Genomic DNA, 23,312 nt, shown 5'->3' on the forward strand with positions numbered 1-23,312 from the left:
CCGTCATACGCTTCAATTCGAGTGATTGAGCACCTGCAGGATGGCCGCGCTCTGTGCGTCAGGCTCGCCGTCGAAGCGTGCCGGACGATAGTGCATCTGGAAAGCGGCCAGTACCTGACGTGTCGCGACGTCCAGCTCGCCGGTCTGCGGAGTGCTGTAGCCAAGGCGAGCCAATTGCTGCTGGAACCAGGTGATGCTTGGCAGGTTGGTTGCCAACAGTGCCTGGCGCTGGGCAACCTGGCGCTCGTCCGGCCAGTTCCCCAGACCTTCGGCAGCGAGGCGTTTCCACGGGAACAGCGGCCCCGGGTCCTGTTTGCGCAATGGGGCGATGTCGCTATGACCGATGATGTGTTTGGGGTCGATCCTGTTGCGCTTGACGATGTCCTTGAGCAGGACAATGATCGACTGGGTCTGTGCTTCGGTGTACGGATACCACAGCCGACCTGTCGGCGTTTCCTTGAAGCCCGGATTGACGATCTCGATGCCGATCGAACTGGAGTTGAGCAAGGTACGGCCTTCCCACTCGCTTTCGCCGGCATGCCAGGCACGTGCGCTTTCATCGACCAGCTTGTAGATGGTCGCCTTGCTGTCGTCACCGATCAGGTAGTGGGCGCTGACCTCGCCATGGGTCAGTAACTGCAGCGAGGGTTCCAGTGAAGTCGAGGTGTAATGCATCACCACGTACTGAGCACGGCCATCGAAGTTCACCGATGGATGACTGGTGTCCAGCCTGGGGCCGCTGGCGCAGGCAGTGAGGACGAGCAGCAGGAAGGCGGAAAAATACAGCTTCATGGGATGGGCAGCGTCAGCGGGAAATGCAACATCATAACAAAATGTGTGCAAATAGCGTTGGCGGCGAAGCATTCGTTCAGATCAAAATGTTTCAGCCTTGCTCGACCCGGTTCCGGCCGTTTTCCTTGGCCTTGTACAGCGCCTGATCGGCGCGCTTGATCGCTGTTTCACTTCGTTCAGCCGTTCGAAAAGCCGTTACCCCGATGGACACGGTGATCGTGACCCGCTCGCCCTTGAAGTGAAACGGGCAGGCTTCTACTGCAGCGCGCAGCTCGTCCAGCAAGGTCAGCCCTATGGCGGGAGGTGTCGCAGGCAGCAGCATGACAAATTCCTCGCCACCAAACCGTGCAAGAAAATCGTCGCCACGCAGGCGCTTTCTGAAGACGTTGGCAACAATTTTCAGCACCTTGTCGCCAGCCAGGTGGCCGTATCCGTCATTGATGCGTTTGAAGTGGTCCAGGTCCAGGATGCACACCAGCAGGCTGTTTTTTTCGTGCTGCCACCGGCTCATCTCCTGTTCGAGGCGCTCGCCCCAGGCTGCACGATTGGGCAAGCCGGTGAGCGGGTCGATCAAGGCCTTTTGGCGCTGTTCTTCCAGGTGGGTTCTGAAACCCAGAGCTTCCTGCTCCATGCTTGCCACGCGGGCTGCCAATCCCTGGAGCCGTGAGGCGACTTCCCGCTCGCGTGCGTCACGTTTGAGCTGGTAGTGATCCATGGTATTGAGCAAGCCTTCGAAACGGTTGTCGAGCACCTGCTTCAAACTGGTCAGGTCGGACGCGTCCTGAACGCTTATCTGCAGGCCGCCGACCTGTTCGCGCAATTGTTCGTTCAGATCGCGTGCGGTGGACTGATCCTCGGCATGATCTTCACTGGCGGCCTGCAAGTGGCTCTGAAAGGATTCGAGCCGTTCGTTGAGCTGTTTGAGATAGGTGCCGAATTCCTGTTGGCCACCGTTATTGATTGCCAGCATCAATACCGCCAGATCGTCGAGGATCGGCAGCAGTTCGTACCAGTTGAGCCCATGTTTCAAACGTAACTGCATATCCTCGACCTGCGGACGGAAGTGTTCCGACAATGTCAGGTCGTCGAGCAGGCCGAGCAGTGTTTCCTCAATGTGCGCAGCTACCGAGCTGTAGCTGGGTTCTGGCGAGGTGGGTAGCGAATAACCCTCTTCGTCTTCTACCGCTTCGGTTTCTGATTCGGCATCGTCTGGCGGCTCTTCCACGCTCAACACGATTGGCCGCTGCTGGTAAGGCACCCACGGAACGGGCGCCAGCATGTCTGTGAAATCAATAGGTTCGACGGGAATAGCAGCAGGTTCGGCGACGGGTTCGATCAGCGCTGGCGCAATGGCTGCTGCGGCTGGCAATGGCGCAGGCGCTTCAGGTGTTGCAATGCTGGTGATATCGGTCTGTGGGGCAGGCGTCGGCAGGGGTGGCTCGATCCTGATCTCTCTGTCGATGATGGAAGGAGCCGTCTCATCGATCCCGGCAACGAGGACGTCTGGTGAAGCATGAGCATTCGCGTCTTCAGGTTCAATGTGCGCTTCATGCCGGTCCTCGGCAGAAGGGGCATGTTCGGGATGAGCGGCTTCGCAAGAGTGCTCGTTGCCATGTTCGTCCCGCGAACCGAACAGGCGTTGCAGCAGCCCCTGACGCGGGCCTTCTTCGTGCTTTTCGAGCAGCGTCAGGGCCTGACCCTGCAAGCCACTCAATTCGCTGAGCAGCAAGGGCAGCTCGCGTGCCTGCGACGCACGCTCTTCAAGATCCTTGGCAAAGCGCTTGAGTGGCTTGCGCACTTCTCTTGGCAGCGGCAGCGCTTGCAGTTGTGTAACCAGTGCGGTCAGCGCCGAGCCAATCTGCCCGACCCGCACTTCACGGCGATGTTCCGAGTCCAGCACGGCTTTTTCGAGACGCGGGATCAATGCTGCCAGACCGGCGTCCATATCGTCCTTGCGGACAATTTCCCGCATTTCCTTCATGCACTCATCGACAGCGCGATCAGACCCTTCTGCTGCCAGGCTACTGCGCACCAAGCCGCGCCGCAGCAGGTCAAGCCGCGCATCCCAGCGCTTTTCAAGCTTGTCCTGTTGCTCGATTCCTTTGAGGTACTTCTCTTTCCAACGCTCCGCGTCGTCGCTCATGCAAGGTTTCCACCAGAGGGCACAGGCAGCGAGTCCCCACGCAGTGAGTCAGGCAGGCGAATCTCGACAGCAACCGGCAGGTGATCGGAAATGGGTTGCGCCAGCACCTGTACGCGTTCGAGCGTCAGGGTCGGGCTGAGCAGGATGTGATCGAGGCAGCGTTGTGGTCGCCAGCTGGGAAAAGTCGCTTCGATTTGTGGTGCCAGCAGGCCCAGATCCCGAAGCGGCGAGTGTTCCAGCAGATCATTGGCGTGGGTGTTCATGTCGCCCATCAGCACCTGATGACGATAACCGCCGATCAGCTCGCGAATGTACGCCAATTGGCGAGTTCTGGTACGGGTGCCCAGAGCCAGGTGCATCATGACGACCACCAGCGCATCCTCGCCTTCGCCGAAACGGACAAGAATCGCCCCGCGTCCGGCCGGGCCTGGTAGTGGATGATCCTCGATCTTGGCCGGGCGCAAGCGGCTCAACACACCATTGCTGTGCTGCGCGAGTCGACCGAGATTGCGATTGAGTTGCTGGTACCAGTACGGAAAGCCGCCCAGTTGAGCAAGGTGCTCGACCTGATTGACGAAGCCGGAGCGCATGCTGCCGCCGTCGACTTCCTGTAGCGCCACCAGATCGAAGTCATGGATCAGGTCGCCGATCTTCTGCAGATTGGCCGCCCGTCCACCATGCGGCAGCAGATGCTGCCAGCTGCGCGTCAGGTAGTGATGGTAGCGTTGGGTACTGATACCGACCTGGATATTGAAACTGAGCAAGCGCAGCCTGCCGTCCTCCGGCAAACCGTTTTGCATCAGATGATGTTCGTTGACCTGCGGGTCATGCAGGCCAACGATACGGGTGCTGCCTTTGCCCCAGCGGCGCATGATGTGCGCTTACTTGGCGGCTGTGGTAGCCGCTCGCTCTTTGGCAATCAACTGGTCGGCAACTTCCAGGGTCTTTTCCGGACCACCGGCAGAACCCAGGTCAAAGCGGTACTTGCCATTGACGATCATGGTCGGAACGCCAGTCACTTCGTACTTCTTGGCCAGTTCCTTGTACTGGGCGATCTTGCCCTTGACTGCGAAAGAGTCGAACGTCTTCAGGAAGTCTTCCTTGTTCACGCCCTGCGTGGCGACAAAATCAGCCATGTCATTCTTGTCGGTCAGACGCTTGCCGCCTTTCTGGATGGCTTCGAATACGGCCGCGTGAACCTTGTGCTCGACGCCCATGGTGTCCAGCGTAATAAACAGTTGGCCATGAGCGTCCCAAGGGCCGCCGAACATGGCCGGGATACGTACGAACTTCACGTCGGACGGCAGTTTTTCAACCCATGGGTTGATGGTGGGTTCGAATGCATAGCAATGCGGGCAGCCATACCAGAACAGCTCGACGACCTCGATCTTGCCCGGCTCGGCAACAGGCACAGCGCTTGCCAGCTCGACGTATTGCTTGCCGGCCTCGATGGGCGTGGCAGCCTGGGCGGACACACCGAACAGACTGGCGGCAACCAGAGCGGCGCTGATGATCAGATTACGCATGCTTTACTCCTGAGCAGATTGAATCGCCTTCAGGCGACGGTGGTTTCGACCGGGCATGAGGGCTTGAGTTCGTTAGTGTAACGCCGAGGTTGTAAAAGTGGGCGGCCATGGACGGCCTTTTTGCATAAGGAGTGAAGCAGGTCATGTCTGAATGTTCCAGCTTCTGACCAGATCCCCCCGACAGGGTGTAAGTATGGGCCGGGTGACAGGTGTGTCATTATATACTCACGCATCCAAACGAACCCGACACCTCCTGCCGCTCCCCTTGCAGGCAGGGCCTTCACCGGAAATCACATGCAACTCAAAAACCCCATCCTCGGCCTGTGCCAACAGGCCACGTTCATGCTCAGCGCCGCCAAGGTCGACCAATGCCCCGACGACGAAGGGTTTGAAGTCGCATTTGCCGGTCGCTCCAATGCGGGCAAATCGAGCGCGCTGAACACCCTGACCCATGCCAGTCTGGCGCGTACGTCCAAGACGCCGGGGCGCACTCAACTGCTGAACTTCTTCGGACTGGATGACGATCGACGTCTGGTCGACCTGCCTGGCTACGGCTACGCCAAAGTACCCATTCCGCTCAAGCTGCACTGGCAGCGTCACCTGGAAGCCTATCTGGGGAGTCGCGAAAGCCTGAAAGGTCTGATTCTGATGATGGATATCCGTCATCCAATGACCGATTTCGACGTGTTGATGCTGGATTGGGCGATTGCCAGCAACATGCCCATGCATATTCTGCTGACCAAGGCTGACAAGCTGACCTACGGCGCAGCCAAGAACACGCTGCTCAAGGTCCAGGCCGAGATTCGCAAGGGCTGGGGTGACGCAGTGAGCATCCAGCTGTTCTCGGCTCCCAAGCGTATGGGGCTGGAAGAGGCCTACACCGTGCTGGCCGACTGGATGGAACTGGAAGACAAGGCACCTGCGGAGTAAATCGCAGGCAAAAAAGACCCCGGACTTCGCATGGGGAGGGGGAAGTTCCGGGGCTTAAGGTCCAGACCTTAGGGTGGGATCTGGATAACTGCCAACACTTAACACAACTAGGAGCACGATCGATTTTTCAACCAATCGAGACCTCTGACTCCTGTCCAAATGGTTAAGTTCCAGCAGTGAGGAAAAGTTCACATTTCTTACAATGTTTGACGAACCTGCTTACAGGTTCGCCCTTTCAGGCTCAGTGCGCCTCGTCCCAGTTGTTGCCAACCCCGACTTCCACCAGCAGCGGCACTGCCAATTCTGCTGCGCCACTCATGTGTGGGCGAATCTGTTCACCGATCTGATCGACCAGATCTTCGCGCACCTCAAGCACCAGTTCGTCGTGCACCTGCAGGATGACCCGCGCGTCCAGGCCGGACTCTTCCAGCCAGCCATTCACCGCCACCATCGCCTTCTTGATGATGTCCGCTGCGGTGCCCTGCATTGGCGCGTTGATCGCCATGCGTTCGGCACCTTTGCGCAGTGAAGGGTTCTTGGCGTTGATGTCCGGCAGGTACAGGCGGCGACCGAATATGGTTTCGACAAAACCCTGCTCGGCCGCTTGCGCGCGCGTGCGCTCCATGTAGTTCAGCACGCCAGGGTAACGGGCGAAGTAACGGTCGACATAAGCCTGCGACTGCTTGCGGTCCACGCCAATCTGCTTGGCGAGGCCGAACGCGCTCATGCCGTAGATCAGGCCGAAGTTGATCGCCTTGGCGCTGCGCCGCATGTCAGTGGTGACGTTCTCCAGCTCGACGCCGAAGACTTCCGCCGCCGTTGCGCGGTGAACGTCCAGGTCGTTGCGGAAGGCATGCAGCAGGCCTTCGTCCTGCGCCAGATGCGCCATGATCCGCAGTTCGATCTGCGAGTAGTCAGCCGCCAGCAGCTTGTAGCCCTTGGGGGCCACGAATGCCTGACGGATGCGTCGGCCTTCAGCGGTACGGATCGGGATGTTCTGCAGGTTCGGATCGCTGGATGACAAGCGTCCGGTTACTGCCACCGCCTGATGATAGGAGGTGTGAATACGCCCGGTGCGCGGGTTGATCTGCTCCGGCAGGCGGTCGGTGTAGGTGCTCTTGAGCTTGCTCATCGAGCGGTATTGCATCAGCACCTTGGGCAGCGGGAAATCCTGCTCGGCGAGTTCGGCAAGCACCGCCTCGGCAGTCGATGCCTGGCCGGTGGCGGTTTTGCTGAGGATCGGCATGCCGAGTTTTTCGTAGAGAATCACGCCAAGCTGCTTGGGTGAGCCCAGGTTGAATTCTTCGCCGGCAATAGCGAAAGCTTCGCGCTCCAGAGCGGTCATCTTGTCGCCCAGTTCGACGCTTTGAATGCCCAGCAGGTTGGCGTCGACCAGTGCTCCCTGACGCTCGATACCCGCCAGGACGGGCACCAGCGGCATCTCGATATCGTTCAAGACCGGTTGCAGGGTCGGAATCGCGGCCAGTCGCGCTTCGAAGACTTCATGCAGGCGCAGCGTCAGGTCAGCCTCTTCAGCGGCATAATTGCCAGCCTGCTCGATGGCGATCTGGTCGAAGGTCAGCTGTTTGGCCCCCTTGCCTGCGATGTCCTGGAAGTTGATCGGCGTGTGCGTCAGGTACTTGGCCACCAGACTGTCGCGGTCGTGGCGGGTGGCAGTGGAGTCCAGTACATAGGATTCCAGAATGGTGTCGAACCTCACGCCCTGCAGGTCGATGCCTTGAGCCTGATCGCCGTCTATCGCGCAGTTGGCGAGCAGGTTGATGGCGAACTTGGCGTGCTGACCGACCTTGGTTTTTTGCGGGTCTTCAAGAAGCGGCTTGAGCGCCTTGAGCACGCTGTCGCGGTCCAGTTGCTGCGGCACGCCCATATAGGAGTGTGTCAGCGGAATGTAGGCTGCTTCGTGGGTCTGGATGGCGAAGGACAGGCCCACCAACTGTGCGCGCTGGGCATCGGTACCGTTGCTCTGGGTCACGAAGGCGAACAGCTGCGCGGCCTTGAGTTTTTTCATCCAGGCATCGAACCGGCCCTGTTCGAGAATGACTTCATAGGCGGCGTCCTTTGCCTCGACAGTCGGCTCTTCGACAGCCAGTTCTTGCCCGGCGCGTTTGGCGTCGCGTTGCAGGTCTTCGATCCAGCTCTTGAATTCCAGCTCGGCGTATAGCTCCATCAGCTTGTCGCGGTCAGGCTCGCCGCAATGCAACTGGTCCAGCTCTATGTCCAGCGGCACGTCGATCTTGATGGTCGCCAGTTCATAGGACAAGAAGGCCATCGCACGGTGCTCTTCAAGCTTCGCCGCCAGGGTCTTGGCCCCGCGAATCGGCAGGGTTGCGACCGTTTCAAGGCTGTCGTAAAGCTCCTTGAGCCCGCCGCCAACGCCAACCAGCAGGCCGACGGCCGTTTTTTCGCCAACGCCGGGTACGCCGGGAATGTTGTCGACCTTGTCACCCATCAGGGCAAGGTAGTCAATGATATGTTCCGGACCGACGCCGAACTTCTCCTTGACGCCAGCCACGTCCAGCACACTGCCGGTCATGGTGTTGACCAGTGTGATGTGTCCGTCGACCAGTTGCGCCATGTCCTTGTCACCGGTCGAGATGATCACCGGACGGTCCGCCGCCGCGCTGCTGCGCGCCAGGGTGCCGATCACGTCATCCGCTTCGACGCCTTCCACGCACAGCAGCGGATAGCCCATGCCCTTGACGCAGGCATGCAGCAGATCTACCTGCACACGCAGATCATCCGGCATGCTGGGCCGATTGGCCTTGTAGTCGGTATACAGCGCATCACGGAAAGTCCCGCCCTTGGCATCGAAGACCACCGCGAACGGGCTTTCCGGGTATTGGCGACGCAGGCTTTTGAGCATGTTGAGCACGCCCTTGACGGCACCGGTCGGCAAGCCTTTGGACGTGGTCAGTGGTGGCAGTGCATGGAAGGCGCGATAGAGGTAAGAGGAACCGTCTATCAAGACGAGCGGCGCTTGGGTCATGAGCAGAATCAACCTTTTCGGCGGGGTCGGCGCTAGAATGCGCGGACCATTGACGACAAAGGGACAAGGTTATCATGTGCAAGGTAAATCGACTGATATTGACCGGCCTGTTGGCACTTTGTCCTTTGCTCGCAGTTTCAGCAGAGGATCCACCGTCGCCGGCACCGGACGTTACTATCCGTACCGATGGCGACAAAACCATTCAGGAATACCGCCAGAACGGCTTTCTGTATGCTGTAAAGATTACCCCTAAGCACGGCAAGCCCTATTTTCTGGTACGCGCCGATGGTACAAGTCCCAATTTTATCCGTTCGGATCAACCGGACATGCTGATTCCTCAGTGGGAAATATTCAGCTGGTAGCACCCTACATTCACTCTAATCGTTGGCAGTTCTGACATGTCCGTTTTTACTCCACTGGCTCGGCCCGAGCTGGAAGCATTTCTCGCCCCTTACGGGCTCGGCCGTCTGCTTGACTATCAGGGCATTGCCGCCGGCAGTGAAAACACCAATTACTTCATCAGTCTGGAGCAGGGCGAATTTGTCCTGACACTGGTCGAGCGCGGCCCTGTGCAGGAGATGCCGTTTTTCATCGAACTGCTCGACGTACTGCACGACGCCAATTTGCCGGTCCCCTACGCATTGCGTACCACCGACGGCCAGGCGCTGCGCCAACTGGCAGAGAAACCGGCGCTGCTGCAGCCGCGCCTGCCGGGCAAACACATCAGCGAGCCCAATACCCAGCACTGCGTGCAGATCGGCGAGCTGTTGGCCAACCTGCACCTGGCGACCCGCGAGCAGGTGCTGGAGCGCAGAACCGATCGGGGGCTGGACTGGATGCTCAGCGAGGGGCGCAATTTTCTGTCGCACCTGGGCGAGACTCAGCGAGCCCTGCTGGAAAAGAGCCTTCAGGAGATCGAAGACCTCAAGCCACAGATCATGGCGCTGCCGCGTGCCAACCTGCACGCCGACCTGTTTCGGGACAACGTCCTGTTCGAAGGCACGCACCTGACTGGGCTGATCGACTTTTACAACGCCTGCTCCGGCCCGATGCTGTATGACCTGGCGATTGCCCTCAACGACTGGTGCTCGCGTGAAAACGGCCAGCTCGACGCCGTGCGTGCCCGCGCTTTGCTGGGCGCTTATGCAGCGCTGCGTCCGTTTACTGCTGCGGAGTCGAAGCTCTGGACGACCATGCTGCGCATAGCCTGCGTGCGTTTCTGGCTGTCACGCCTGATCGCTGCCGAAACCTTCGCCGGTCAGGACGTGCTGATCCACGACCCTGCGGAATTCGAGCGCCGTCTGGCCGAGCGCCAGGAAGCGCACATTGCGTTGCCGTTCGCGCTTTAAAAGCATGACTTAGTCGCTGATGACCATCGTCCCCACGCTTCGCGTGGGAATGCAGTTCGTGACGCTCTGCGTCACACGGCGGTCCTGCGATGTCAGGTGGATCAGCGTAAGAGCTCAGCCGTCACTGACGTCGCACTCTACGTCGTCAGTGCCATCGCGGTTGAAAAGCGCTTTAGAGCAATTTGGCTAAAGGCACGGCTTGTGAGCTGATGACCATCGTCCCCACGCTCCGCGTGGGAATGCAGTTCGTGACGCTCTGCGTCACACGGCAGCCCTGCTATGTGGGGTAGCAGTCAGAGACTGCTCAGGCAGCCGGTCAGGTCGTCGGCGAGCTTTTGCAAGACTTGCTCGTAACCCTGCGCGGTCGCCGGGGTGTAGCCGCCCAGTCCATCCAGTTCTGCCAGCTTGACCGGCAAGCCTGCGCTCAGTGTTTCAGCCAGGCGCGGGCGCAGAGGTGGTTCGCTGAATACGCAGGTCTTTCCCGCCGCCTTCAGGCGCTCGCGCATGGCGGCGACATGCTGTGCGCCGGGCTGGATCTCGGCGGCGATGGCGAATACCCCGGCATGCTTGAGCCCATAGGCCTCTTCGAAATAATCGAAGGCTTCATGGAATACGAAGTACGGCTTGCCTGCCACTGCGCTGACCCGCTGCTTGATGCGGGCGTCCAGTGCATCGAGGCGTTTGCTGAAAGCCTCGGCGTTGCTGGCGTAGCGGGCTGCGTTGGCGGGATCGGCGGCGCTCAGGTCGGTGGCCATTTTTGCAGCGATCACCCGTGCGTTGACGGTCGACAGCCACAGGTGCGAGTCCAGACTGCCGGGACGGTGGTCGTGGTCATGTTCGTCTGCGTCGTTGTCGTGATCATGCTCGTGGTCATCATGCGAGGCATTGTCTTCGCCAAAGTGGCGTAAGTGCATGCCGGGCAGCGATTGCACGGCAACTGCAGGCAATTTACGGCCCTGGATGACACGCGGCAGGAAGGTTTCCATGTCCGGGCCGATCCAGTAGAGCAACTCGACTTCCTGCACGCGCCGTACGTCGGATGGACGCAGCGCGTAGTTATGCGGTGAGGCACCCGGTGGCAGCAGCACTTCCGGTGTACCGACACCATCCTGTACAGCCGCCGCAATCAGCTGCAATGGCTTGATGCTGGTCAGCACTCTGACCTCGGCATGAGCAGGGGAAACGACCATCAGACTGACCCACAAAACAGCAACAAGATTTAAAAGACGGCGCACTCGAATCACTCATATCAGCCAGGAACAGGTAACATAATAACGTCTCTAGCCAATATCGTCGCTGCTCATGCCCAATACTCCCCTGGCCAGTCGCCCTCACGACCACTCTCACTGCGTGCATTCGGCCCTCGCCGAAGCCGATGCGCTGTGTGCCAAACAGGGGCTGCGCCTGACCACCTTGCGCCGCCGCGTGCTGGAACTGGTCTGGCAAAGCCACAAACCGCTGGGTGCCTACGACATCCTCGCGGTGCTGAGTGATGAGGACGGTCGCCGTGCTGCACCGCCGACTGTTTACCGCGCACTGGATTTCCTGCTGGAAAACGGTCTGGTGCACAGGATCGCCTCGCTCAACGCTTTCACCGGTTGCAACCATCCCACTCACGCGCATCAGGGGCAGTTCCTGATCTGCCGTCTGTGTCACGCGGCAATCGAGCTTCAGCACCCGGCTATCAGCAACGCAGTCGTCGATGCCGCCGCAGGCGTCGGCTTTGCGGTCGAAGGCCAGACGGTCGAGATTGTTGGTGTTTGCGCCGGTTGCAAGGCCGCTTGATGACAGACGCATTGATACGTCTGGAGCAGGTCGCCGTCACCCTGTCCGGGCAAAGCGTTCTGGACAACATCCAGCTAAGCGTCAGCCCCGGCGAGATCGTCACGTTGATCGGCCCTAACGGCGCAGGCAAGACCACGCTGGTGCGTGCGGTGCTGGGCCTGCTCAAGCCTGACTCCGGAACTGTCTGGCGCAAGCCGAAGCTGCGTGTCGGCTATATGCCGCAAAAGCTGCATGTGGACCAGACGCTGCCGCTGTCGGTGCTGCGCTTCCTGCGTCTGGTCCCTGGTGTCGACCGCAAAGCTGCAGGGGCGGCTCTGGAGGAGGTGGGTGCCGAGAAGGTCATCGACAGCCCGATTCAAGGTATTTCCGGTGGCGAGATGCAGCGTGTTCTGCTGGCTCGTGCCTTGTTGCGCAAGCCCGAACTGCTGGTGCTCGACGAGCCGGTGCAGGGTGTCGACGTGGCGGGGCAGGCCGAGTTATACAGCCTCATCACCCGTTTGCGTGACCGTCATCAGTGCGGCGTGCTGATGGTGTCTCATGATTTGCATCTGGTCATGAGCACGACCGACCAGGTGGTATGTCTGAACCGCCACGTCTGTTGCTCCGGGCACCCCGAGCAGGTCAGTCATGATCCGGCGTTTGTCGAGTTGTTCGGCAAGAACGCACAGAGCCTGGCGATCTACCACCACCATCATGACCACGCCCACGATTTGCATGGCGCTGTCGTGAGTGACGCTCCGGCGAGCGCTTCGCACCCTCACACTCATGTTCACGGAGACCACTGCAAGCATGGCTGATTTTTTACTGTATGCCTTGCTCGCAGGCGTTGCTCTGGCCATGGTTGCTGGCCCACTGGGATCATTTGTGGTCTGGCGGCGCATGGCGTATTTCGGTGACACCTTGTCTCACGCAGCCTTGCTCGGTGTGGCGCTGGGCTTTTTGCTGGATATCAGTCCGACGATTGCGGTAACGGTCGGCTGCCTGCTGCTGGCGGTACTGCTGGTCACGTTGCAGCAGCGTCAGCCGCTGGCTTCCGATACGCTGCTGGGGATCCTTGCGCCCAGCACGCTATCGCTCGGTCTGGTCGTGCTCAGTTTCATGCATGAAGTGCGAATCGACCTGATGGCCTATCTGTTCGGCGATCTGCTGGCCATAAGCCCGACCGATCTGGCCTGGATTCTGGGTGGCAGCACGACCGTGCTGGTGTTGATCGTCGCTCTGTGGCGTCCGCTGCTGGCAATGACCGTCCATGAAGAGCTGGCGCGGGTCGAAGGCCTGCCCGTCGCTGCGTTGCGCATGGCGCTGATGCTGTTAATCGCCGTGGTGATCGCTGTGGCGATGAAGATCGTCGGCGTTCTGTTGATCACGTCGCTGTTGATCATTCCCGCCGCTGCGGCACAGCGTCACGCCCGTTCGCCGGAGCAAATGGCGTTGGGTGCGAGCCTGTTGGGCGTGATAGCCGTGTGTGTCGGGCTATCATTGTCATGGTTCAAGGACACCCCTGCGGGACCGTCTATAGTGGTATCCGCTGCGGCGTTGTTCTTGCTCAGCTTTGTTCTACCCAGGCGAGCGGTGTAGACTTGCTCGTTTTTTGCGCAAACTAGAGAATCGCAGGAATGAAGCCGTTCGCCCCACGCTATCTGCTGCTTGTCGCATTTTCCATCCTGTTGGGTGCCTGCCAGAGTGCGCCTGATATCGAGTCTCCCGCCTCCGAGGTCCAGCCTGACGCATTTGCTCAGCTTGAGCAGAACATCGTCAGCAATGAGCTGGCCACGGCCGAGGATCAGTTGGCGACCTTGCAGGCCGCCAATCCTGCCGATATCCGCCTGGAGCCCTTTCAGCGTCGTCTGGCCGAAGCGTATCTGAGCCGCAGCCAGATCAGTCTGCAGAAGGGTGACATGAATGCGGCGGCCAACGCGTTGACGCGCGCGCGTGCACTGATGCCCAAGGCACCGGCGCTGACCAGTGGCGTCAACGGCGCTATTGCCCACGCGCGCAAGGCCGAGCTGGAGAAAGCCGAAGCGGACTTGAAGGCGGCGGAAGCCAGAAGGGTTGCTAAGCTGATCGATCCGTCAGCGGAAAGTACGACGATTGATCTAAAAATCGGTGATATGCATGCATTACGTCGTCAACTGGACGATATCGCAGCGGATACCGTAGCGTTCAACTGTGAAGTGCTGCTGGTGGTGCCGCGCACTGAAGATTACCCCTGGCTGGCGACATTGCTGACCAAGCGGGTGGTGAAGGCCAATCCGGATTTTGAACTGCAATTGCGTCGCCAGATCGAGCGCAATGAAAAAGCGCATATCGTTTTGACGCCCGCCAGGTCCTGAACTGTTGTTTCATAATCGGACGCAGAGCGTCCAGAACTGCTTGCCCATGCACAGTGCCCATCGCCAGACACAGGTCCGTTCTTGATTCTAGCCGAAGGCCGTGGGAGCGAACTTGTTCGCGAAAGGGCCGTTACATCCGCTGATGATGTAGCGCCCGGAATAGAGCTTTCGCGGACAAGTCCGCTCCCACGCCCCGCGGGCAGAAGCTCCCATTTCGCACGCTCATCGAGATTATGCATCACGATGAGCGCGGGAGCGTAGGAACGAGACTGGCGTCTAGATCAAGCCGGAACCGCCTTGGCCTTCACTTCACGGTCCCAGACGCGGTGTTGCGCAATTGCGTTGAGGAACGGCTCGAACGATTTGCTATCGGACACCACCAGCAAGCCTGCATCTTCTTCCAGGCGTAGCAATGTCAGCAGTTCTTTGGCTTCCCCGGCAACGGAGATGGCCTTGAGATGCTTGTAGGCTTCCAGGATGAAGTGCAGCGCCACGCCATCGGCGCTCAACGCCTTCACCGAGTCCTTGCCGCCCGGCACAAACACCGCGTCGAACGCTACCGAAGGCAAGCCCTCAGCTGACGCGTCCACTGGCATGCTCTTGCCGTCAGCAGTCTTGACCGGCGCAGACGTCGGGCCGAGTACCTTGGCATGTGCGCCTTTGGCCGTCAGTGCGGCCTTCATGGCCTCGACCGCTTTGCCGTCCACGCCATTGGCGACAAGGATGGCGACCTTGCGCGAAACGATGTCGCCCGACAGTAGATTGACCTGGCTCAACGCCGGCGACTCTTTTACCGATGTTTTACGAGCAGGCACGGTTCCGGCAGTCGGCGCAGGCAAGCCAAGGTTGGCCGCCACACGGCTGGCGAGCTCAAGGTCAATGTTGGCCAGAATCTCGTTGACCTGACGGGCACGAATATACTCGCGCTCGACCTTGCCCAACTCGAAGCTGTAGGCCGCGATGATGTGCTCTTTCTCGTGATGGCTCATGCTCTGGAAGAACAGAGTCGCTTGCGAGAAGTGGTCGCTGAACGATGCGCTGCGCTCACGAACCTTGTGCGCTTCAACACGCTCAGGGTAAGTCTCAAAGCCGCCATCTACCGGGCCGGCAGGGGTTTCTTTCGGCCAGCCGCCATCGATCGAGTTCGGTTCGTAGGAAGCTCGGCCCTTGTCGATAGTGGTGCGATGCTGCGCGTCGCGCTGGCCGTTATGGTTTGGCGCAATTGGACGGTTAATCGGGATTTCGTGGAAGTTCGGTCCACCAAGGCGACTGATCTGCGTGTCGGTATAGGAGAACAGGCGACCTTGCAGCAGCGGGTCGTTCGAAAAATCGATACCCGGCACGATGTGGCCCGGGCAGAAGGCAACCTGCTCGGTCTCGGCGAAATAGTTGTCCGGGTTACGATTCAAGACCATCTTGCCCAGCGGAGTAACCGGTACCAGCTCTTCCGGGATGATCTTGGTCGGATCGAGCAGGTCGAAGTCGAACTTGTGCTCGTCTTCCTCGGCTACGATCTGCACGCCCAGTTCCCATTCCGGGTAGTCGCCCATCTCGATGGACTCCCACAGGTCGCGGCGGTGGAAATCGGTGTCCTTGCCGGCCAGCTTTTGCGCTTCGTCCCAGACCAGCGAGCACACGCCGAACTTGGGCTTCCAGTGGAACTTCACGAAGCTCGACTTACCCTCGGTGTTGATGAAGCGGAAGGTGTGGATACCAAAACCCTGCATGGTGCGCAGGCTTTTCGGGATCGCACGGTCGGACATGGTCCACAGCACCATGTGCGCGGATTCCGGCACCAGCGAGACGAAGTCCCAGAAGGTGTCGTGAGCCGAGCCGCCCGTCGGGATTTCGTTGTGCGGCTCAGGTTTTACCGCATGCACGAAATCAGGAAACTTGATCGCGTCCTGGATGAAGAACACCGGCATGTTGTTGCCCACCAGGTCGAAGTTGCCCTCGTCGGTGTAGAGCTTGACGGCAAAGCCACGCACGTCGCGCACGGTGTCGCCCGAGCCGCGTGGGCCCTGAACGGTGGAGAAGCGCACGAACACCGGGGTCTTCTTGCCCGGATCACGCAGGAATCCCGCTTTACTCAGGGTGCCGTGGTCTTCGTAGGTCTGAAAATAGCCATGTGCCGCAGTACCGCGAGCGTGAACGATACGCTCCGGAATACGCTCATGGTCAAAGTGCGTGATCTTTTCACGCATGATGAAGTCTTCGAGCAGCGACGGGCCGCGGCTACCGACTTTCAGGGTGTTCTGATTATCGGAAATCTTGACGCCGTGATTGGTGCGCAGCGCCTGGCGGGTGGCGTCCGAGCGAAACTGCTCGAGACTGTCCAGCTTGTCGTTGGTGTTGCCACGGTCCAGCGTATCGGTGCCTGCCAGTTCGCTCTTGAGCGTTTCGGTTACAGGTGGTGCTTTCTTGCTAGCCATCAGAGACTCCTTATCTCGCCCCAATCGTTGAGTTGGGTTCGCTGAATACGACTTCCCTGGCGTAAGCGGGAAATCACGGTATCCAAGAAGTGACCGGGTCTAAAAACAGCCGTTCCTTTTATTTGTGGCCTGCGATCACCAACGGTCGTGTTATGCCCGTTGCGCAGGGCCGCCTGCAAATAAATGCTAAGCACAGTGGGCCGGACAGGCTAAAATGCGCGCCCGGCTTTACCTGGCCGAGGTAACGAAGCAGGTGGCTTCAGGGTCTGTTCCCGTTTCAGCAACGCGGCCCGCGATGAAACGGGAACAGATCCTGACCCACTGCGCTGATTTTTTAACGCGCCCCCACAAGGTTCGCTCCGTGATCGAGTTTCATAACGTCCACAAAACCTATCGGGTGGCAGGCAAGGAAATACCGGCCCTGCACCCTACCAGCCTGCGTGTCGACGATGCTCAGGTGTTCGGCATCATCGGCCATTCCGGCGCGGGCAAAAGTACCCTGCTGCGCCTGATCAACCGTCTGGAAACCCCGAGCGGTGGACAGATCGTGGTTGATGGCGAAGACGTCACTGCGCTTGATGCCAACGGCCTGCGCCGCTTCCGTCAGCAGGTCGGGATGATCTTCCAGCATTTCAATCTGCTGGCCTCCAGGACCGTGGCCGACAATGTTGCGATGCCGCTGACCCTGGCAGGCGATATGCCCCGCAATCAGATTGACCGGCGTGTGGCCGAGCTGCTCGAGCGGGTTGGTTTGTCCGATCACGCCAGAAAATACCCGGCGCAACTGTCGGGCGGCCAGAAACAGCGTGTCGGCATCGCTCGCGCACTGGCCACCAAGCCAAAAATCCTGTTGTGCGATGAGGCAACCAGCGCGCTGGATCCACAGACCACTGCGTCGGTTCTGCAGTTACTCGCCGAGATCAATCGCGAGCTGAAACTGACCATCGTGCTCATCACCCATGAAATGGACGTGATTCGTCGCGTCTGCGATCAGGTGGCGGTCATGGACGCCGGGGTGATTGTCGAGCAAGGCAAGGTCGCTGATGTGTTTCTGCACCCGACGCACCCGACGACCAGGCGCTTTGTGCAGGAAGACGATCAGATCGACGAAAACGAACAGCGTGACGACTTCGCTCACGTTCAAGGCCGGATCGTGCGCCTTACCTTTCAGGGTGAGGCGACCTATGCGCCGCTGCTGGGCACCGTGGCGCGGGAAACCGGCGTCGACTACAGCATCCTTGCCGGCCGCATCGACCGCATCAAGGACACCCCGTACGGTCAGCTGACGCTGGCCATCACCGGTGGCGACATGGACGCCGCTTTTGCGCGCTTCACTGCCGCCGATGTTCACATGGAGGTGCTGCGCTGATGGACGCTTTTCTGAACCTGTTTTCCAACGTCGACTGGTACGAGATCTGGGTTGCCACTGGTGACACGCTGATCATGCTGGGTGTGTCGCTCGGTTTCACCATCCTGTTCGGCCTGCCGCTGGGCGTGCTGATGTTCCTCACCTCGCCGCGTCAGTTGCTGGAGCACAAGCAGCTCTACGCTACGGTCGGGTTGATCGTGAACATGTTGCGTGCGCTGCCGTTCATTATCCTGCTGATCGTGATGATGCCGTTGACGGAAATCATTACCGGCACGTCACTGGGCATCCTCGGCACTTTGCCCCCGCTGATAGCAGGCGCCACGCCGTTCTTTGCCCGTCTGGTAGAGACAGCCTTGCGCGAAGTGGATCGCGGCATCATCGAGGCCACGCAGGCGATGGGGGCCACCACTCGGCAGATCATCGTCAAGGCGCTGTTGCCTGAGGCCCGCCCGGGCATTCTGGCAGCCATCACGGTGACTGCCATTGCGCTGGTGTCGTTTACCGCGATGGCCGGTGCCGTAGGCGCTGGCGGGCTGGGCGACCTGGCCATCCGTTATGGTTATCAACGCTTCCAGAACGATGTGATGTTCGTGACGGTCGTATTGTTGCTGGTGCTGGTGCAGATTCTGCAGACCATCGGCGACAGGCTGGTCGCGCATTCCACACATCGTTGATCGAACCGTTGGTATTGGCCCGTCTTGCGCGGGCCCAAAGGAGTTGTTGCATGAAGAAACTATTGGCCATATTTGCCGCTGTCACCGCGTTGTCCGCGCAGGCCAACGAAACCCTGACCGTCGCGGCCTCTGCAGTGCCGCATGCGGAGATCCTCGAGTTCGTCAAACCGACCCTGGCCAAAGAAGGCGTGGACCTGAACATCAAGGTGTTCAACGACTACATCCAGCCGAACGTGCAGGTGTCGCAGAACCGTATGGACGCGAACTTCTTCCAGCACCAGCCCTATCTGGATGAGTTCAACAAAGGCAAGGGCACCAATCTGGTGGCGGTGGCCAAGGTTCATGTAGAGCCATTCGGCGCGTATTCGGACAAGCTCAAGAGCCTGGCAGAACTGCCCAACGGTGCCAACGTCGCGCTGCCAAACGACGCCACCAACGAAGGCCGGGCCTTGCTGCTGCTGGCCAAGGCAGGTCTGATTACGTTGAAGGACCCGGCCAATATCCTGTCCAAGCCCTCGGATGTCGTGAACAACCCGAAAGACCTGAAATTTCGTGAGCTGGAAGCGGCTACGCTGCCCCGTGTACTGACTCAGGTCGATCTGGCGTTGATCAACACCAACTACGCCTTGAGCGCCAAGCTGGACCCGACCAAGGATGCGCTGATCATTGAAGGTGCCGATTCGCCCTACGCAAACATTCTGGTTGCCCGCCCGGACAACAAGGATTCGGACGCGATGAAAAAGCTGGTAGCAGCCCTGCAAAGCCCGGAAGTGAAAACTTTTCTGGCAGAGAAGTACAAAGGTGCTGTGGTTCCGGCGTTTTGATCTGATTGCGCTGCGTCATACCTGCAAAACGGCCGCCTCGGAGTGCCAGACACAACCGAGGTGGCCAGGTTCGGGGCCGCTTCGCAGCCCATCGCAGCCGTCGTAACCTCCGAAAGCTCCCACGCCCTCCGGGCAGAAGCCCGGTGTGATGTGTATTGCGTAGGAGCGGACTTGTCCGCGAACTGCCGGGAACCGGCAGCAAAACCGGTGCATGCGGTACCTCAGGCACAGCCGAGGTAACCTGTCTCAGGGCCGCTTCGCAGTCCACCGCTGTGCGGAACCAGAGCCCGATGCCGCTCCTTGCAATGCCCTACCTAATCCCTCTCTAGCAGTCCCGGCAATTGCTTCACCAGTTTCTGGTTATTCAGCGGCGCGCGGATAAAGCCTCGCTGGGTGCCGTCGGGGCCGATCAGGGCCAGGTTGCCACTGTGGTCGACGAAGTAATTCACTTTGCTGGTATCGGCGGGTATGAACGGAATGCTCACGCTGTTGGCCAGTTTCTGGATGTCGGCCACCGGCGCGGTCAGGCCGATGTACTGAGGGTCGAAATATCCCAGGTATTGCTTGAGCTGTTGCGGGGTGTCGCGGTCAGGGTCGACGCTGACCAGTACCACGCGCATCCGCTCGACCGCCGCTTTGGGTAATTCACTGCGAATCTGTTTTATCTGCGCCAGCGTTGTCGGGCAAATGTCCGGGCAGAACGTGTAGCCGAAAAACATCAGCGTCCATGTGTCTTTCAAGCCATCAAGGGCCACTGCCGCCCCGTTCTGGTCGTTCATGCTCAGTGCTGGCAGATGACGGCTTTTCGGTAGCAGGACGATACCTGCATCGTTAAAAGCGGCCTGATCCTGCGAACCGCGGCCCGGCAGCAGTTGACCGAGGACCAGGCCAAGGACGAGGGCAACGATGGCGGCGACAATAAAAACGGTTTTCTGAGTACGGGTCATGGCATCAACACAGGCAAAGATCGGCATGCGGCCGATGATGATCGCTCATATCGCTGACAGAACCTAGGGTGCGGTCACATCGAACAAGGTATAGGCCAGGGTCAGATGCTTCACATCGCCAGGTAAATTCCGATCAACGATGAACCGCACCGGCATCTCGATACGCTCACCTGGCTGCAGGGTCTGTTGGGTAAAGCAGAAGCATTCGGTCTTGTGAAACCACGCCGCCGCCTTTCCCGGTGAGATGCCCGGTACGGCCTGGGCTTTCATCGGTTTGTCGGTCGGGTTCTGCGCAACGAAAATCATCTCGTTGACCGCACCGGGATTGACCTGCAACTGACGGGCACGCGGGTAGAACGCCCAGGCCATCCCGGCAGAGTTGGCCGTGCTGAACTGCACCTCGATCTGACGCGAAAAGTCCGGGTCGCCGTTATTGTCATTGCCGCTCAGCATTCTATAAAGCCAAGGCAATGCAAGTCCGCACGCGAACACGATGACCAGCACACACGTCAAACGCAGGGCAAGCCGTCTGGACAGAACAGGGTGGGTCATGCAGGGCTCACTTTTTATGTCAGACAGCGTGTCTAAACGGCTACGGGCGTCTTCAGAGTAGCCTGCACACAGCCGGGCAAGTGCCCGTATTCCGGCGTCAAAGCGCTTGTATGATCGAAAAACCGGCAAAAAACGCTCTGATATAGCCAATGCATATAAATGCCAGGGGTTTATAGCAAAAATGTCTTAGGCATTTAGTTAACCGAGCTAACGTATGACTCTCAATAACCGAACCACGGGGTTTGATGCCCTCAGGAGTCCCCACCGCCATGAACACCGCCGCATTGCGCGAGCAGATACAACTAGCCCATCAACATGAGGCCCGGACCGGCCACCTGCTGCAACAGCTGGAACAAAAGCTCCCACATCTCCATCCCGCCATCCACTTGCCGGATGTCGACGCAAAAGACGTGCTGACGCGTTTCGTCACCGCCTACATCGATCTGGTACCCGATCTGCTGGACGCTGCTCATGAGGTTGCGCTGGAAGCCGGGATCGAAGGGCAGATAAAGCCAGTGCTGAAAATCGCCGAGCATTTTTTCGCGGCCCCACCTTCCATCATGGATGGACATGAAGGTCTGGAAAGCCTGTTGGACGAGGCTTATCTGGCTCATCGGCTGGTCGAGGAAGTGAATGACCTGTACATCAAGCATTTTGGTCAGCCACTGATACCGTCAAATACCACGGTTGCCAGTGTGATTGCCCACCAGTTGATCGGCGAGCAATTTGCAAACCAGCTGGACGAGGCGGTTCATCATGCCGTCGACACGCTGCTTGATGATGAAAGTTTTGCGCTGGACTCCGTCGAGGCCTACCGCGAGAAACTGACCAGTCCTGACACCGGTGTGGCCTGGAAGCGCTGGCCAAGCCTGTCACGACAATTGGGCATCGGCCTGGAGCTGGAGCGCTCCGCCATCTGATTCAGAGGCCCAGCCAATGTCTTCGCCCGCAATGGAAGGAGCCGGATATCGCTCCGCTGCTACGCGAAGACCCATCCGGCCCACTTCATTCCCGCGCGGCGACGATCAGGCTGCGCCCGAGCCGATTCCCGTTGTGGTGTAGACCCGCCCTTCAAGACGACGCTTCAAGCCGCGTGGCTCGATGAGCAGTCGCGTGCCGTGAGCGGCGTTGGAACGTCCCCACTCTTCCAGCAGTTCCAGACACGAGTGATCGATGTAGGACAGGTTGCCCAATGGCACATGCACAGTGCTGCCCTGCGGAATGGTGCCTAGGGCCTGTGTCAGCGCTGGCACCTTGAGGAATGTCGCGGCACCGACCAGACGCAATTCGAACTCTTTCTCGCCTGCCAGTTCGACCACGTTGATCTTCAGGCGCGAAGCCTTGAGAGCCAGCTTGACCAGGGTCAGGCCGAAACCGACCAGTACGCCGGTCAGCAGGTCAGTGAAGATGATCGCCACGGCCGTTGCTGCGTAAGTGAACATCGGCATCCGGCCATAGCGGCCCAGGCCACGAAAGGCTTTGAGATCGACGAGCTTCAGGCCGGTATAGACCAGCACGCCTGCCAGACTCGCGACCGGAATGCTCTGCAGCACGCTCGACAGCAGCAATACGAAAGCCAGCAGCCACAGGCCGTGGAAGATCGTCGAGAATCGTGTTGTAGCACCGGCCTGTACGTTGGCCGAACTGCGCACGATAACGCCAGTCATCGGCAGTGCACCCAGCAGGCCACAGAGCATGTTGCCCACGCCTTGAGCGCTCAGCTCTTTGTCAAAGTCCGAACGCTGGCCGCTGTGCATGCGATCGACCGCCGACGCAGACAGCAGCGTTTCGGCACTGGCAATGAACGCCACAACGATCGCGGCAACCAGAATGGCCGGGTCGGCCAGGTTCATAAGGTCTGCCGGACGCAGCCAGTCGATGGCGTCAGCCAAGTTGTCCGGCACCTGGACGCGTTTGACCTGCAAGGCCATGAACAGGCTGATGCCGGTTGCGATACCGACACCCAGCAGCGCGCCGGGGACGAAGCGCAGCGACTGAGGACGAAGTTTCTCCCAGCCCCACATGATCAGCATGGTGCCCAGACCGAGCATACCGGCCTGCATGCCGGTGCCTGGCCCGATGGCCTGGATCAATGTGGCAGGGAAGCCGATCAGGTTACCCAGCCCGGAGGGTTTGGGACCGCTGTCGAACATGACATGTGCCTGTGACAGCACAATCAGAACGCCAATACCGGCCAGCATGCCATAGACCACCGCCGGTGCTGTTACCCGGAACCAGCAGCCGAGCTTGAATCGACCGGCCAGCAACTGGAGCAGACCCGCCAACAGCAGAATAGGCCCCAGCATGGCCATCCCGTGCTCGCGCACTACCTCGAAAACCAGTACCGCCAGGCCCGCTGCCGGACCACTGACCTGTAACGGCGAGCCGGCTATCCAGCCCACCACCAGGCCACCGATGATGCCGGTAATCAGGCCTTTGGCCGGAGGCATGCCGGATGCAATCGCAATCCCCATGCACAGCGGCAGAGCGACCAGAAAAACGACCACGGAAGCCAGCAGCTCCCGTGGTAAAGCGGATTTCAATTGTGTAATACCCATGACGCTTCTCCGGGATTCTTCAGACGAGGCAAGACGGGCGACGCGCATCCTGCGCAGCCGCCATCAGCTGATAAAGAAGGGCTTGCCGTCA

General features: G+C 59.5%; 21 protein-coding genes. 11 read left to right on the forward strand and 10 right to left on the reverse strand.

All coding sequences use genetic code 11. From position 1 onward, the window contains the following. Positions 1–12: 12 nt before the first annotated feature. The 4 genes from MME58_RS00980 to MME58_RS00995 form a co-directional block, all read right to left on the reverse strand. The gene (locus tag MME58_RS00980) at positions 13–792 is read right to left on the reverse strand and encodes an N-acetylmuramoyl-L-alanine amidase (RefSeq protein ID WP_055005606.1); all 780 of its coding nucleotides are present in this window, start codon (positions 790–792) and stop codon (positions 13–15) included. A 91-nt stretch (positions 793–883) separates the two neighbouring features. Continuing rightward, positions 884–2,935 (reverse strand): GGDEF domain-containing protein, encoded by a 2,052-nt coding sequence (locus MME58_RS00985; protein ID WP_055005605.1) that lies wholly within the window; start codon positions 2,933–2,935, stop codon positions 884–886. Then, a complete protein-coding gene (locus tag MME58_RS00990) occupies positions 2,932–3,807 on the reverse strand; it encodes an endonuclease/exonuclease/phosphatase family protein (RefSeq protein ID WP_054984728.1) in 876 nt (291 codons plus the stop codon). The genes MME58_RS00985 and MME58_RS00990 overlap by 4 nt, the downstream gene beginning before the upstream one ends. A 9-nt stretch (positions 3,808–3,816) precedes the next feature. Beyond that, entirely contained in the window at positions 3,817–4,461 is a 645-nt protein-coding gene (locus MME58_RS00995) for a thiol:disulfide interchange protein DsbA/DsbL (RefSeq protein ID WP_054984729.1), read from the reverse strand. 294 nt (positions 4,462–4,755) lie between these two features. Here MME58_RS00995 and yihA point away from each other — a divergent pair, with 294 nt between their 5' ends. Beyond that, positions 4,756–5,391, forward strand: coding sequence for a ribosome biogenesis GTP-binding protein YihA/YsxC (yihA, locus tag MME58_RS01000; RefSeq protein ID WP_054984730.1), 636 nt, complete (start codon positions 4,756–4,758; stop codon positions 5,389–5,391). A gap of 241 nt (positions 5,392–5,632) precedes the next feature. Here the strand turns inward: yihA and polA are convergent, their stop codons facing one another. After that, entirely contained in the window at positions 5,633–8,398 is a 2,766-nt protein-coding gene (gene polA / locus MME58_RS01005; RefSeq protein ID WP_054984731.1) for a DNA polymerase I, read from the reverse strand. 74 nt (positions 8,399–8,472) lie between these two features. Between polA and MME58_RS01010 the strand changes: the two genes are divergently transcribed. Further along, on the forward strand, positions 8,473–8,760 hold the full coding sequence (locus MME58_RS01010; protein WP_054984732.1) for a DUF2782 domain-containing protein: 288 nt from the start codon (positions 8,473–8,475) through the stop codon (positions 8,758–8,760). Between the two features lie 36 nt (positions 8,761–8,796). After that, a complete protein-coding gene (locus MME58_RS01015) occupies positions 8,797–9,747 on the forward strand; it encodes a homoserine kinase (protein WP_055005604.1) in 951 nt (316 codons plus the stop codon). Positions 9,748–10,040: 293 nt separating this feature from the next. Here the strand turns inward: MME58_RS01015 and znuA are convergent, their stop codons facing one another. Continuing rightward, positions 10,041–10,982 carry a zinc ABC transporter substrate-binding protein ZnuA gene (gene znuA / locus MME58_RS01020; RefSeq protein ID WP_082427267.1) on the reverse strand — a complete coding sequence of 314 codons (942 nt, stop codon included), beginning with the start codon at positions 10,980–10,982 and terminating at the stop codon, positions 10,041–10,043. A gap of 67 nt (positions 10,983–11,049) precedes the next feature. Here znuA and MME58_RS01025 point away from each other — a divergent pair, with 67 nt between their 5' ends. Genes MME58_RS01025 through MME58_RS01040 form a run of 4 tightly spaced genes read left to right on the forward strand, consistent with a single transcriptional unit; the run spans position 11,050 to position 13,865 of the window. After that, positions 11,050–11,532, forward strand: coding sequence for a Fur family transcriptional regulator (locus MME58_RS01025; RefSeq protein ID WP_003425978.1), 483 nt, complete (start codon positions 11,050–11,052; stop codon positions 11,530–11,532). Then, the gene (gene znuC / locus MME58_RS01030) at positions 11,532–12,329 is read left to right on the forward strand and encodes a zinc ABC transporter ATP-binding protein ZnuC (protein WP_054988652.1); all 798 of its coding nucleotides are present in this window, start codon (positions 11,532–11,534) and stop codon (positions 12,327–12,329) included. The genes MME58_RS01025 and znuC overlap by 1 nt, the downstream gene beginning before the upstream one ends. Next, entirely contained in the window at positions 12,322–13,110 is a 789-nt protein-coding gene (gene znuB, locus MME58_RS01035; protein ID WP_055005602.1) for a zinc ABC transporter permease subunit ZnuB, read from the forward strand. Before znuC ends, znuB begins: the two co-directional genes overlap by 8 nt. 38 nt (positions 13,111–13,148) lie before the next feature. Next, on the forward strand, positions 13,149–13,865 hold the full coding sequence (locus MME58_RS01040; RefSeq protein ID WP_055005601.1) for a PA5502 family lipoprotein: 717 nt from the start codon (positions 13,149–13,151) through the stop codon (positions 13,863–13,865). A gap of 281 nt (positions 13,866–14,146) precedes the next feature. Here the strand turns inward: MME58_RS01040 and katE are convergent, their stop codons facing one another. Continuing rightward, a complete protein-coding gene (gene katE, locus MME58_RS01045) occupies positions 14,147–16,297 on the reverse strand; it encodes a catalase HPII (protein ID WP_055005600.1) in 2,151 nt (716 codons plus the stop codon). Positions 16,298–16,658: 361 nt separating this feature from the next. Between katE and MME58_RS01050 the strand changes: the two genes are divergently transcribed. Genes MME58_RS01050 through MME58_RS01060 form a run of 3 tightly spaced genes read left to right on the forward strand, consistent with a single transcriptional unit; the run spans position 16,659 to position 19,164 of the window. Then, positions 16,659–17,666: a methionine ABC transporter ATP-binding protein gene (locus MME58_RS01050; protein ID WP_055005635.1), complete on the forward strand. Its 1,008-nt coding sequence runs from the start codon at positions 16,659–16,661 to the stop codon at positions 17,664–17,666. Then, positions 17,666–18,340: a methionine ABC transporter permease gene (locus MME58_RS01055; protein ID WP_055005599.1), complete on the forward strand. Its 675-nt coding sequence runs from the start codon at positions 17,666–17,668 to the stop codon at positions 18,338–18,340. The genes MME58_RS01050 and MME58_RS01055 overlap by 1 nt, the downstream gene beginning before the upstream one ends. A gap of 50 nt (positions 18,341–18,390) precedes the next feature. Beyond that, entirely contained in the window at positions 18,391–19,164 is a 774-nt protein-coding gene (locus tag MME58_RS01060) for a MetQ/NlpA family ABC transporter substrate-binding protein (RefSeq protein ID WP_054988104.1), read from the forward strand. 314 nt (positions 19,165–19,478) lie between these two features. Here MME58_RS01060 and MME58_RS01065 read toward each other — a convergent pair whose 3' ends face one another. Together MME58_RS01065 and MME58_RS01070 are read right to left on the reverse strand one after the other, a co-directional pair. After that, positions 19,479–20,111, reverse strand: coding sequence for an SCO family protein (locus tag MME58_RS01065; RefSeq protein ID WP_055005634.1), 633 nt, complete (start codon positions 20,109–20,111; stop codon positions 19,479–19,481). Positions 20,112–20,174: 63 nt separating this feature from the next. Beyond that, entirely contained in the window at positions 20,175–20,663 is a 489-nt protein-coding gene (locus MME58_RS01070; protein ID WP_055005598.1) for a cytochrome c oxidase assembly protein, read from the reverse strand. A 269-nt stretch (positions 20,664–20,932) separates the two neighbouring features. On the opposite strand from MME58_RS01070, the gene MME58_RS01075 reads away from it, so the two are divergent. Next, complete coding sequence (locus MME58_RS01075; protein WP_054988102.1) at positions 20,933–21,583, forward strand: hypothetical protein; 651 nt, start codon at positions 20,933–20,935, stop codon at positions 21,581–21,583. A 105-nt stretch (positions 21,584–21,688) separates the two neighbouring features. On the opposite strand, the gene MME58_RS01080 is transcribed toward MME58_RS01075, so the two are convergent. Further along, positions 21,689–23,221, reverse strand: coding sequence for a SulP family inorganic anion transporter (locus MME58_RS01080; protein ID WP_055005597.1), 1,533 nt, complete (start codon positions 23,219–23,221; stop codon positions 21,689–21,691). Between the last annotated feature and the right edge of the window lie 91 nt (positions 23,222–23,312).

This window comes from Pseudomonas syringae pv. tagetis (genome assembly GCF_022557255.1).
GTDB lineage: Bacteria > Pseudomonadota > Gammaproteobacteria > Pseudomonadales > Pseudomonadaceae > Aquipseudomonas > Aquipseudomonas caricapapayae.